9 protein-coding genes are annotated in these 12588 nt (G+C 58.7%); 3 read left to right on the top strand and 6 right to left on the bottom strand.

What is annotated here, in order from left to right; translation table 11 throughout:
* Positions 1-161 precede the first annotated feature (161 nt).
* Positions 162-1199: an AraC family transcriptional regulator gene (locus tag ACYZT0_RS11410; protein ID WP_462045909.1), complete on the top strand. Its 1038-nt coding sequence runs from the start codon at positions 162-164 to the stop codon at positions 1197-1199.
* Positions 1200-1223: 24 nt separating this feature from the next.
* On the opposite strand, the gene ACYZT0_RS11405 is transcribed toward ACYZT0_RS11410, so the two are convergent.
* A complete protein-coding gene (locus tag ACYZT0_RS11405; RefSeq protein ID WP_462045908.1) occupies positions 1224-3761 on the bottom strand; it encodes a DUF3141 domain-containing protein in 2538 nt (845 codons plus the stop codon).
* Between the two features lie 255 nt (positions 3762-4016).
* Between ACYZT0_RS11405 and phaP the strand changes: the two genes are divergently transcribed.
* Positions 4017-4586, top strand: a complete 570-nt coding sequence (gene phaP, locus ACYZT0_RS11400; RefSeq protein ID WP_462045907.1) for a TIGR01841 family phasin — start codon at positions 4017-4019, stop codon at positions 4584-4586.
* A 92-nt stretch (positions 4587-4678) separates the two neighbouring features.
* Here the strand turns inward: phaP and ACYZT0_RS11395 are convergent, their stop codons facing one another.
* The 5 genes from ACYZT0_RS11395 to phaR all read right to left on the bottom strand — a co-directional run bounded on the left by ACYZT0_RS11395 (position 4679) and on the right by phaR (position 10644).
* On the bottom strand, positions 4679-6700 hold the full coding sequence (locus tag ACYZT0_RS11395) for a nitric oxide reductase activation protein NorD (RefSeq protein WP_462045906.1): 2022 nt from the start codon (positions 6698-6700) through the stop codon (positions 4679-4681).
* Positions 6701-7516, bottom strand: a complete 816-nt coding sequence (locus ACYZT0_RS11390) for an AAA family ATPase (protein ID WP_462045905.1) — start codon at positions 7514-7516, stop codon at positions 6701-6703.
* Entirely contained in the window at positions 7516-8886 is a 1371-nt protein-coding gene (locus ACYZT0_RS11385; protein ID WP_462045904.1) for a cbb3-type cytochrome c oxidase subunit I, read from the bottom strand. Before ACYZT0_RS11385 ends, ACYZT0_RS11390 begins: the two co-directional genes overlap by 1 nt.
* Positions 8887-8901: 15 nt before the next feature.
* The gene (locus tag ACYZT0_RS11380) at positions 8902-9759 is read right to left on the bottom strand and encodes a c-type cytochrome (protein ID WP_462045903.1); all 858 of its coding nucleotides are present in this window, start codon (positions 9757-9759) and stop codon (positions 8902-8904) included.
* Positions 9760-10137: 378 nt separating this feature from the next.
* Entirely contained in the window at positions 10138-10644 is a 507-nt protein-coding gene (gene phaR, locus ACYZT0_RS11375) for a polyhydroxyalkanoate synthesis repressor PhaR (protein WP_462045902.1), read from the bottom strand.
* 264 nt (positions 10645-10908) lie between these two features.
* On the opposite strand from phaR, the gene ACYZT0_RS11370 reads away from it, so the two are divergent.
* Positions 10909-12567 (top strand): AMP-binding protein, encoded by a 1659-nt coding sequence (locus ACYZT0_RS11370; protein ID WP_462045901.1) that lies wholly within the window; start codon positions 10909-10911, stop codon positions 12565-12567.
* The last annotated feature ends 21 nt before the right edge of the window (positions 12568-12588 follow it).

Genomic DNA, 12588 nt, shown 5'->3' with positions numbered 1-12588 from the left:
TGCTACAGGGTGACGAATGGTCTGAAAAACTGGCTAAAAGTGAGGATTACCTATACTGGGATCAATATTGGCAACGGGACACCCCGTCAGCATTTTGATTCAACGCAGATCAGTTATGGCTCCGGACAGGATGTTCGGTTCCACAGGTCATTGAGGACGTCATGTATAGAATGAGTTCAGGCTATGCCAGCGTGTTGGTAAATACGCTTTCGGCTCAAGGACTGGATGTTGCCAGTCTGTGTCGGGAAGTTGAACTAGACATTAATCTCGCGAACAAACCAGGAGCGTTTTGCGAGCGAAGGGCTATCTATCGACTATGGGATCTGGCCGCTCAGGCCTCGGGCGATCCGGACATCGGCTTGAAGGCCTATGGAAGTTTCCACCCCGGCAGCTTTCAGATTGTCGGCTACACCATGATGTCCAGCCTGAATCTGAAAAAAGCCCTTGAACGCCTGGTCCGTTTCAGTCCGTTGATTGGCACCGGATTCAGCCTTTTCTTTACATCGGAACAGCAGAATTACCGACTGTCCGGGCTCGATCATCAACAAAAAGGTTCTGTCAAACCTCGCCAATACACCGATGCAGCGCTGGCTTCATTGCTGGGTTTCTGCCGTAAGCTGGCGGGCGGCAACTCACCGCACCCCTTGAGCGTGGGATTCACCTATCCCGAACCTGAAGACACCACCGAGCATCGACGGCTGTTTGGTTGCGATCTGCATTTCGACGCGCCTTACGACAGCATTTTGTTTGACGAGCAGGAGCTGCTGCGTCCGTTGAGCATGGCCAACGAAGAGTTGGCGGTGCTGCACGACAGTTTTGCCGAGGCTCAACTGGATCTGCTGTTTGGTTTTTGCATTGTTGGCAGGGTTCGCGCGCTGATAACCGAGCGCTTGAGTCAGGACCAGGGGCAGTGCGATATGGAGTCGATCGCGGCAGCATTGAACATTAGCAAGCGGACGCTGCAACGCGCGTTGGAAAAGGAAGGGACGCAATTCAAGGATCTGCAGAACGATGTGCGCCGGCAATTGGCCGATTTCTACCTGCGCAATTCTCGCTTCAACATGAAGCATGTCGCGTATCTCCTTGGTTTTCATGACCACAGCAGTTTCAACAAAGCCTGTAGCCGCTGGTTTGGCATGACACCCGGTCAGTATCGGGCCGATGAATCGTTTGAAATCGAGGAGGCCGCGCCTGTGTGACGCGGTTCTCCTCAGCGTTAAACGTTATTTCACTGGAGGTTTTTTTACGCCTTTCTTGCCCTTGGCAGGTTTGCGCACTGGACTCGCAACCTTTGCGATGCGGTCAGGGGTCACTGCGGGTATTTTCTGTTCGATTGGCTCGGCAATTACCGCTGGAACTTGCTGCTTGATCGGTTTAGGGATTGCCACCGGGGTTTTCGGCTTGATCGGCTTGGGGGTTACCACCGGGGTTTGCTGCTTGATCGGCTCTGGGGTTGTCGTCGGGATTTTCTCCTCGATGGCATCGGCCTCAGCGGGTGGTTGGGTCAGGCTGAAACCTGGCAGGGGGACGTCGAGCAGCGTGTGCAGCTCACACCAGAATGGGTTGTCTGCGCCGCTGGTCAGCAGGTCCGGCAGCAAATTGGCGACGGCCGCCAGCACTTGTTGGCGCTCTTCGACCTCAGCCAGTATCAAGGGCAGGCTGTGCAGGCTTTCTTGCGGGTGAGTGGCGACCAGCAGTTTTTGCAGGCGCAGGGTTTCACGCAGATCAAGCGGCTTGGCACTGTAGTCCTGGAGCAGTACCTGCATTTGCAGGATCAATTTTTCGACGCTTTCCTTGCCCGGCTCGTCGCTGTCGCGGCCAAGCAGGAACAGAATCCGTATCAAGGCTTCCATCAGACCGCCAAGGGGCAGGGCATCTTGCAGGCGCTCGATCAGCACCTTGTCGTGTTGCTTGGCATGTTCCTGGAGATTTCGCCCGGGTGCATTGCCGGCGAGGCTATTGAGTACGCCATACACGCCGTAGAAACACATTTCCTGCGCCGCATCACGCAGATCCCGATAGCCGTTCAAGGCGTCCTGCATCTGGTTGGAAAACAGTTCCTGCCAGACCAGCAACGGGTTGTTTTGGCTGGCGGGGTGACGATCCTTGCTCACTTGGGCGGCGCTACCTGCCAGCCACCACAGCGCCGGGTTCAAACTGCTCCAGGCCACTTGCTGCTGATGGAAAGGGTGTGCCCGGCGCAGCAGTTCGGCGCTGGGTTCATTGATCAGCTGGCGCAACCATGGGCGTATGAATTCCTCGTACACATTGTTGTTGACGTCGGACGCGCGCTGGACCAGCGCGAATTCGCGATCGTCATCACGAGGCTTCTGCACTTCGCCATGGATGTCGGCGATGCGCCGGCGTTCGAAACGCACGGCATACGGCGTCGCCGAGCTCTGCGGCAGGTCTTCGATCAGCATTTCATACAGTCCGGCGGGCAGCGCATTGATTGCATCGACCGCACCGAGCAACTCACGGTGCTCACGCCGCGCCACTTCACCGGACACGAAGATGCCCAGATGACCGATGCTCGCGTGCCGCAAGTACACGATGGTGCGTCCGGCATTTTGCAACGCGAGATCACTGGGATAGACGTCGGTGATCCAGTCCAGTGCCTGCTGGGGGGAGGTGATGTTGTCGCCATACGAGCAGAACACCACCACCGGCACTTCAATCAGTTTGAGGTCAAGCCCGCTGCTCTTGCGACCGAGGCCGCCGGACAGCTGATTACCGATAAACAGGTCGTCGACAATCATCTCGATCTCTTCACCATTGAGCAGGGTCGGGCTACCCCACCAGCGTTCGAAATCCAGAAAACGTGCGGCCTCGCTGTCGACTTCACTGAACAGATGGTAGTACTTGCCCCAATAGGTGTTGGCCGGGTCGAGGTTTTCGAAATTGCTCACCAGCCAGGTGCCGTCGAAGCGGTCATTGCCGAGGTCGCTACCGAGGCGCGCCATCCAGCCACCACCCAGCAAACCGCCGGTGTAGCGCATCGGATTGCGGCCATTGACCCCGGCCCAGTACGACAACGGCGCCCCATTGACGATGATCAACCCCGGCAACTCCGGCCGGGTGGCGGCCAGACCCATTAACGCCCAGCCCGCCTGGCAGTTGCCAATGACGACAGGTTTGGCGCTGTCCGGATGTCGGGCGCTGACGACTTCGATGAACCGCGCCTGGGCTTCTGTGATATCGGCGAGGGTTTGCCCAGGGCGAGGCGAGTGACTGAAGGAGATGAAGTAAGTGGGGTGGCCGGCTCTCAGGCTTTCGCCGATGACCGAATCCTGTTTGAACCCGCCGATACCCGAGCCGTGGCCGCCGCGCGGGTCAATGATGATCACCGGCTGTTTTTTACTGTCGAACTGCTGCCCGGGGCCCGCGAGGATTTGCAACAACGAATAGTTGACCGGGCGAGGCAGGTTTTCCCCGGCGACCAGCGTTTCATGATTGAACTTGAGCAGCAGCGGAAAGCCGGCGCGTTCGTGGGCCAGGGTGTTGTCGCCGCGCTGGCGCAAGGTGTCCCAGAACAACACGCTGCGCTGGCCAAAGTCCGTGAAGTATTCCTGCCAGTCAGCGGGCGTCGGTTGTCTGAGTTGCCCAAGGTTTAAAGCCGCGAAGGTTTTTGCCTGGCGCTTCTGCACAGCGTCAAGGACGTTGCGGGTATTGAGACGTTGCAGATGATTGAGGTGTTCGAACAAGCCGACGGGTCCGGAAAGCTCTTCATCTTGCAGCGCAATATTGACTTCCTGACCCATCGTGATCTCCTGACGCTCTACATGGGAACCTGCGCATCTGAACCCTTTAGTTAAAGAGGGCTAGGCTCGCCGTTCGATAGACTGGAGTTTATAGCTAATAGGGAGGGCTTGAGCAAAGTTTATTTTGCACCGCACAAAAATAGACGTTGCCAAATGATTTTGTGCGCTGCAATATCAAGGCTAACGCGATGACTGGCCGGATCGCTATCGCGTCTTCAGGTCCATCAGGGCCTTCCAGTACCAGGAGATTCAAGCATGTCTTTTTTCAATTCGGAAAAACTGCAAACCGCTCAGAAAGCCAACCTCGACCTTTTGCAGCAAATCAGCGGTAAAGTCTTCGCCAGCGTTGAACAGCTCAGCCAGTTGCAGTTCAAGGCACTGCGCGAATCCACCGAAGAGCAGTTCGAAGGTGTTCGCAAGCTGCTGGCCGTCCGTGATCCACAAGGTTTCGCTGAGCTGCAGGCATCTTTCACCCAGCCGAGCGCGCAAACCGAACGTCTGGCCGAGTTCAACCGTCAGGTTCAAGCACTGATCGTCGGTACTCAGTCGGACATCGCCAAACTGACCTCGAGTCAGGTCGAAGCGGGCACCCAGCAGGTGCAAGAGTTCGTTGAAGCGATCAGCAAGAATGCACCAGCCGGCTCCGAGCCTGTTGTGGCAGCATTCAAGTCGGGCCTGGCGAATGCCGGTACCGTGTTCGAAAGCGCACAGAAAGCTGTAAAACAAGCTTCCGATGTGGCTCAGAGTAATTTCGACGCAGCGACTGCCGCGGCCACTAAAGCTGCCCCAGAAGCAAGCGCCAAGGCTACCAGCGGTAACAAGTAAGTCACGTCAAGCAAGCGGCACCCATGGCGATGGGATCATTCCCCATCGCCATTTTTTGTGTGCGCGAAAACCTTGGCGGGGGTGGCTCTGGTTCACGTTGATACCAGTCGTCTGATCCAGTCCAGCAGTACGCTGGGCAACAGTTCTGGTCTGTGCAGCAAGGCGTATTGCCGCGATCCGAATACCGCCGGCAGGTAATTCGGCGCCTGGCGGTCGATGGTCAAACAGAAAGGATAGATGCCTTGAAGTTTGGCTTCGGTCACGGCTTGGCGCATGTCTTCGACACCATAGCGGCCTTCATACTGATCAACATCGTTCGGCTTACCGTCGGAGAGCAGTAATAAGAGTCGGTGAGTGGCGGCTTCGCGCATCAGCAACGTGCTGGCGTGGCGCAGGGCGGCGCCGGCCCGGGTATAGCGTTCCGGTTCGAGTGCGGCAATGCGCCGACCGACTTCATTGCTGTAACGCTCATCGAATGCTTTCAGGGTGCGGATCGTGACCCGCTGCGGCCCTTCTCCGGAAAACGCCAGCACGCTATAGGGCTCGCCCAGGCTCTCCAGCGCCAGACAAACCAGCAGCAACGCCTCGCGCTCGACATCAATGACCCGGCGATGGTGGGACAGCCAGCTGTCAGTGGAGCCGCTGACGTCGATCAGCAACATGATCGCCATGTCGCGTCGGCGACGGCGCTGGGTTTGATACAGCGCCTGCGGCAGGCTCAGGCCGGCGCGGGCCTCGGCGCAACCGTCGATATACGCCTCCAGATCGATATCGTCGCCCTCCCATTGTTTGCGCAGCCTGACACGCTGCGCCCGCAGGCATTCGAATTGCCGGCGGATGGCATCGAGCACTGGGCGGTGAGCCTCCAGGGTTCGCTCGACCCACTGCTGCGGGCCTTCCTGGGCGGGACACAGTTGCAGGGTTGTACCCGGATCACGGTAGCTCTGGCTGCGGTAATCCCACTCGGGGTAGCTGACTGCATTGTTGGGAATGTCCTGTGCACCGCGCTGGACGCGGGTCTGTGGCGGGTCGTCAGACAGCAGCACTTCTTTCGGGCGGCCTGCCGTGACCACCAGTCGCGCTTCGTTGAGTTCGGACAATGACTCGGCAAAATCAGCGGCCGGGGTATCGGTATCCCGGTCGGTAGGGCGCTGCATCCCCATGGGGTCTTCGGCCTTTTCCAACGGTTCGGCGGGTTGCACCATCCACAAACCTTGTTCCTGATCGTCGTCTTCGTCGGTACGGGCCTCGCGCGCAGTGGGCTGACGTACGAGGCGGGCGCTACGTGGCAGGGTATCGGCGGTGTCGATTTCGCCGGGCAGGGACGGCGTCTTCAGGCCTGCCAACGGCTCGCGCAGGTCGCCGGTCCAGGCATCGAGCAGCAGCAGATGAGCGTCAAGCCTGTGCAGTTTTTCGACGGACATGAGAGTTTGTGCGAGGGTTTCTGATTGTTGCAGCGAGTCGGCCGTTTTAGCGGGTATCTCCAGCCCTTCCAGAGGTTTGCCGCATTCGCTGCGCAGCAGTAAACGCAGCAGGTTTTCCAGAGGCTGTCGCTGACCAGGAAAGGCGTGAAGAGGCGGGCGGGTCATCAAGGCATGATGGCGCAAGCCATGGATCGATGGCGCCAACCCCGGCAACAGTCGTACCAAGTCCGAATCAGCAGCCCAGGCTTCGAGGAGCCGATAGACACTGCGCTGCATCGGATTGTCGAGGGCTGACAGGGCGGTGGCACTGCCTCGTTGGGCGCGCATCGCCTGTTGCAAAGCCAGGGTTTTATAACGTTCCAGCGTGAGCGGACCCTCGTCGCCGCCCAGGTTTTCCGGCAGCCATATAGACACGCCATCGGTCGCCGGGACGGCGCTTTGCCGACACGGCTTTTCGTCACGCAGCAAAAGCTTTTTCAGTAGCGTGGGGGGCGAGGGTGGTTGCGCGACGCGCAGCGGATAGTGGGTGTCGAACACTGCCTTGATCAGCAAATCGAGGTGCTGTGCGACATCCCCCAGGGTGACGATTTTTGCAGTGTCCGAGGGGCCCTGGTGACGTCGCCACAACGCCTGTGCATACACCGTTGCGTGGCGTGCGACATCGGTGATGAGGTCCTCGGCTTCGGCCATTTAGATAAACGTCAGGTCAACGAGGTCGCGCATGGCAGCGACCAGCACGGCGTCATCGGACAGCGGCGAGATCAACGCGACCCGGCACGCGATGGGCGCAGCAATGCCGCGGGTGATCAGCCGAGCAGTGGCGATCAGCAGACGGGTACTGGGCACTTCCGCCAGGCCCCGGTCCTGCAAGGCACGTAGTCGGTGAGCGAGAGTGACCAGCGCATGGGCGGTGGCGTAGTCGGTACCACCCTCATGGATGACGATGGCGATTTCGCGCTCGGCCGGCGGGAAGTCAAAATCCAGCGCCACGAAGCGCTGTCGGGTACTCGGTTTCAAATCCTTGAGTATTCGTTGGTAACCGGGGTTGTAGGAGACCACCAGTTGAAAGTGGGGTGAGGCTTCGAGGATCTCGCCGATTTTGTCCAGTGGCAGAATGCGTCGGTGGTCGGTCAGCGGGTGCAGGACGACAATCGTGTCTTGCCGCGCTTCGACCACCTCGTCCAGGTAACAGATAGCGCCTTCGCGCACCGCACGGGTCAGCGGACCCTCCGTCCAATGGGTGCCCTGGTGACCGATCAGGAAACGTCCGACCAAGTCGCTGGCGCTCAGATCGTCATGGCAGGAAATGGTGATCAACGGGCGCTTGAGACGCCAGGCCATGTGTTCAACGAAACGGGTTTTGCCACACCCGGTGGGTCCTTTGAGCATGACTGCCAGTTGCTGTGCATGGCATTGTTCGAAAATCGCTACCTCGTCGCCGCAGGGTTGGTAGTAGGGCTCCGCTTGCAGCGTTGCAGGTTCGGCGTGCATCAGCGAACGTTTCATTACAACGCCGCGCTCGAGGCTTGAGGTGTAGCCAGGACCGGATCGGCTTCATCGACATTGAAGTCCGGTGCATGGCGGAAAAAATCGTAGATGAACAGCCCCGCACCCAGGCTGAACATCGACGCCGTCGCCACCAGCATCAGGAAGTGCACCTGAATCTTCAGCTGCACGTCCAAGTAGCCCAAACCGAGAATGCGCTCCAGGTACACCTGACCAATGCCCGCCGTGGCAAATGACAGGGTCATGCCGAACATGCCTCCCAACTGCAGCCAGAATGCCCAATAACCGATGCTGCTTTCCTCAATGGGACGACGGGTCATGCCGGGCAGCGCATAGGTGATCATCGCCAGGACAATCATGGCATAGGCCCCATAGAAGGCCGCGTGGCCATGCATGGCGGTAATCAGGGTGCCATGGGTCCATTTGTTGACGTCGGGAAAGGTGTGGGCCAGCCCCAGGAGGCCGGCGCCAAACATGGTGAACAGGGCGCTGCCGATGGTCCAGTGTAAGGCCAGTTTGTTGGGGTGAGAGAGGCCGGAGCGGCGCATCGCGTTGTAGGCATAGATCGCCATGCCGACCAGCGCCATGGGCTCAAGTGCACTGAAGAAACCGCCCAAGGGAAGCCAGTAATGGGGGACGCCGATCCAGTAATAATGGTGGGCGGTGCCAAGGATGCCGGCAATGAACACCAAGCCGACAATCACGTACAGCCACTTCTCCATGACCTCGCGATCAGCACCGGACAGTCTGATCAGCAGATAGGCAAGAAAGCCGCCCTGGATCATTTCCCAGACACCTTCGACCCACAGGTGAATCGTCCACCAGCGGTAGAAGATCGACACCACGTAGTTTTCATAATGCAGCAGCGCCGGCAGATAAAGCACAGCGGCACTGGCCAGACCCAACAGAAGAACGCCCTCGGTGGCGGTGAAACGCCCGGCTTTCTTGATCGTCATGCCTATGTTGTAGAGGAACATCAGCATGCAAATCACGATCACGATCTTGTGGGGCAGCGGTTGTTCGAGGAGCTTGTTCCCGGTGCCATAACCGAACAGGTAGCCAAGAACAGCGGTGACACCCATGGCCGTCCACAACCCGAGCTGGATATAGGCCAGTCTGGTGCTGTGCAACTCACCACGGGATTCGTCCGGCACCATCCAATAGGTCGCCCCCATGAATCCGGTCAGCACCCAGACAATCAACAAGTTGGTGTGAATGGACTTGGTGACATCGAAGGGCAAGAGGTTCAGCAACGGATCCGGCCCGAGGTATTTCGCCGCCGAGAGCAGGCCGAAGACCAGTTGCAGGCCGAACAGCACCATGGCTACGGCGAAATACCAGTAGGCGACGGATTGAGATCTGTAGCGCATGGTCATCCCCTGCGGTTACTGGAACGACGCCAGATAGGCGACCAGTTGATCGATCTGTTCAGGCGTTAGCGATTTGGCGAAGGTGTCCGGCATGAAGGACATGCCGTTCGCGGAAAACATGTCGCCCGGATGCAGGTAGGCACTCGGCGTGACGATGGATTCGCGGATAAAGCCTTCGGCGTCCTTGGCCTTGCCCTTGTAGTCAGGCGAGGCGATGACCTGCTTGGCCCGACTGGCCAACCCGGCCAGGGACGGCCCGGCGAGGTTGACGCCCGGTGCAATCGAGTGGCAAGCGCTGCACACCGGGGTTGCGGTTGTTCGAAACAGCGCCTCGCCCAGGGCGATCGGATCTTCCTTGCCGGAGACCGGGCGGGCGGCGGGTGGTGGTTGGTCGCCGGAAGCATTCTGCTGTGCCACGGTGAGGTCCATGCCGGGGATCGACGCACCAGTCACCAGAATCGGGCGCGGTGGCCAGCCTTGATTGTCGACCTTGCTCACCCAATCGAGGAAGGCGATCAAATCGGCGATTTCCTCGTCGCCGAGTTTCAGGTTCGGCATCAGGCGACGATGGCGTTGCTCGTCATAGAACTTTGAAGGGTCTTTTAGGAACGCGGTGAGATAAGGGGCGCCGCGCTGTTGGGTGATTTTCGTCAGGTCCGGGGCGTAATAAGCACCCTCGCCGAACAAGGTGTGACAATTAATGCAATTGTATTGGTGCCAGACATCCTTGCCGCGAGTGACCTGGGGCGTGATCTGTTGGGCATTGGTCAGTGTGGGAAACTGCCGGTGACTGTCAACGGTCATGCCCAGAAACACCACGGCAGCAATAGCAGTCGATATCAGCGCGAACGAGCGTGTCTGGCGTTTGTTCATTGCGATCTCCCTATACGCCGATGCCGGTCCAATAGGTGATGCCGATCACTCCGGCGTAGACGACCGCGCTGGCCATCAGCACGAGCACCGCATAACTGGCGAGCTTCAAGACTTTTTGCACGACTGCCTCCCAATGTGAAAGTGCAGGTGGAAAGTGCCTGGTCATTCGCGTTGCACATTGAGTATGAGTGCGCGCGAAAGAACGTTAGCCCGCTGCACTGACGATTGCTTGAGGTCTGCAGTCGAACAGCTGCGAGCAGGCGCTAAATATTGACGACTTCACCACGCCTTGCATTTAAGTGCTGTGGTTCAGCGGGAGAGGCAGGATGACTGTGAGCCTAGTAGACGTCGCGCTACTGTCAATGACTCGGGAGTACTTCATTCACCGTCTTTTTTCTTTGCACCATCATTGTCAGGCTTGCCGCCAAACATGCCAAACAGGTTCTGGGTGTTCAGATAAAGCGCCTTCGACTGGTCGACATATTGGCGCATCAGATCCTGCATCACCGGGGCCTGTTGATGCATGAAGTCGCTCCAGGCCTCGGACGACTGCGCGCCGGTCTGGGACTGAATGTCGATGACGGTCTGAATGCTCTTGTCCAGGTAACTGCCGAGTACGCCCTGATAAGGGCCGTAGAACTGGATAACCCCCAGCAGCATTTCGGTGGTGAAAATGGGCTCACCGCCGCTTTCGGCTTCCAGAATCACTTGCAGCAGGATGCTGCGCGTCAGATCCTCGCCGCTCTTGGCATCGACCACCTGAAAGGCAATTTTGTCGACCACCAACTGGCGTATGTCCGCCAGCGTCAAATGACTGCTGGTATGGGTGTCATACAGTCGGCGATTGGGGTACTTCTTGATCAGGCGGGGAGTGTTATCTGTCATGCGGGCGTCTCGCGGCGGGCCTGGTTTGCAGGCATCTTATCCTACTATGGCCACTGTCGCGGATGATCGTTCCCACGCTTCATGTACCGATCGTTCCCACAGAGTGGGAACGATCATGCGTGGGAACGATCATTGAGTCACCTTGGCCAAACCAGTCACGCAACTTGATAGCTTTGACCATTGTCCCGCGCCCCGCGCAGAGCGAGTATTTCCCTGTTGATTACGGTTCCCCCAACCTAATAAAAATACAAAGGGATTCTGGCAATGCGCGATTATTTGTCTGCGACATCACAGTTCAATTATCAGCATACCGTCGACTCCGCGCTCGCCGGCGATTTGAGTGCCCTCAACGCCTGCGTCGAGTGTTGCGACCGGCATGCCTTGCCAGGGCGCATCGCGCTGTTCTGGGAAGGCCGCGATGGCGCCAGCGCAACGTACACCTTCAGCGACTTGCAGGACAAAGCCGCGCGGTTCGCCAATTTCCTGCTGGGCCAGGGCGTGAAAAAAGGCGACAAGGTAGCCGGTCTCCTGCCACGTAATATCGAATTACTGATCACCGTATTCGCCACCTGGCGCATCGGCGCGGTCTATCAACCGCTGTTTACTGCCTTCGGCCCCAAAGCCATCGAACACCGCCTCAGCTCCTCTGGCGCCAAAGTGGTGGTCACCGACGCGGGGAATCGCGCCAAACTCACTGAAGTCGCGGATTGCCCGACCATCGTCACCGTCACCGGTCCAAAAGGCCAGGGCATCGTCCGCGGCGATTACAGCTTCTGGGCCGAACTGGCCAATTATTCTCCTGAGTGCGAACCGGTCCTGCTGAGCGGTGAAGATCCATTCCTGCTGATGTTCACATCTGGCACCACCGGTCCGTCGAAAGCGCTGTCCGTACCGCTCAAGGCCATCGTCGCCTTCCAGAGCTATACCCGTGACGCCGTGGACTTGCGCCCTGAAGACGCCTTCTGGAACGTCGCCGATCCGGGCTGGGCCTATGGCATCTATTTCGGTGTCACCGGGCCGATGGCCATGGGGCATCCGATCACCTTTTACGATGGTCCGTTCACCCTCGAAAGCACCTGCCGGGTGATCAACAAATATGGGATCACCAACCTCACCGGCTCGCCGACGGCCTATCGTCTGTTGATCGCCGGAGGCGACGAATTCGCCCGCTCGATCAAGGGCAAGCTGCGCATTGTCAGCAGTGCCGGCGAGCCGCTGAATCCGGAAGTGATCCGCTGGTTTGCCGACAACCTCGGCGTGGTCATTCACGATCATTACGGCCAGACCGAACTGGGTATGGTCCTGTGCAATCACCATAGCCTGGAGCATCCGATCCACATGGGCGCCGCCGGTTTCGCTTCGCCAGGCCACCGCATTGTGGTGCTGGACGACGAGTACAAAGAACTCGGCGTCGGCCAGCCGGGCATTCTGGCCATCGATCGCACCCAGTCGCCGATGTGCTGGTTCGCCGGTTACGAAGGCGCACCGACCAAGGCCTTCGTCGGCAACTATTACCTGAGCGGCGACACCGTCGAATGGAACCCGGACGGCAGCATCAGCTTCGTCGGTCGCAGCGACGACGTGATCACCACCTCCGGCTACCGGGTCGGTCCGTTCGACGTGGAAAGCGCATTGATCGAACACCCCGCCGTGGTCGAAGCGGCCGTGGTCGGCAAACCCGATCCGGAGCGCACCGAGCTGGTGAAAGCCTTTGTCGTGCTCAGCCCGCAATACCGTGCTGCGCCGGAACTGGCCGAAGAACTGCGCCAACACGTGCGCAAGCGGCTGGCTGCGCACTCGTACCCACGTGAAATCGAATTTGTCAGCGAGTTGCCGAAAACCCCTAGCGGCAAATTGCAGCGCTTTATCTTGCGCAACCAGGAAATCGCCAAGGCTCAAGAGGCCACCGCGAAGAACGTTTAGCTTGAACCCAAGGAAACAATG

Source organism: Pseudomonas sp. ZS1P83, from assembly GCF_054897825.1.
Note: the sequence above shows the minus strand (reverse complement) of the source record. Positions and strands in the feature narration are given on the sequence as shown.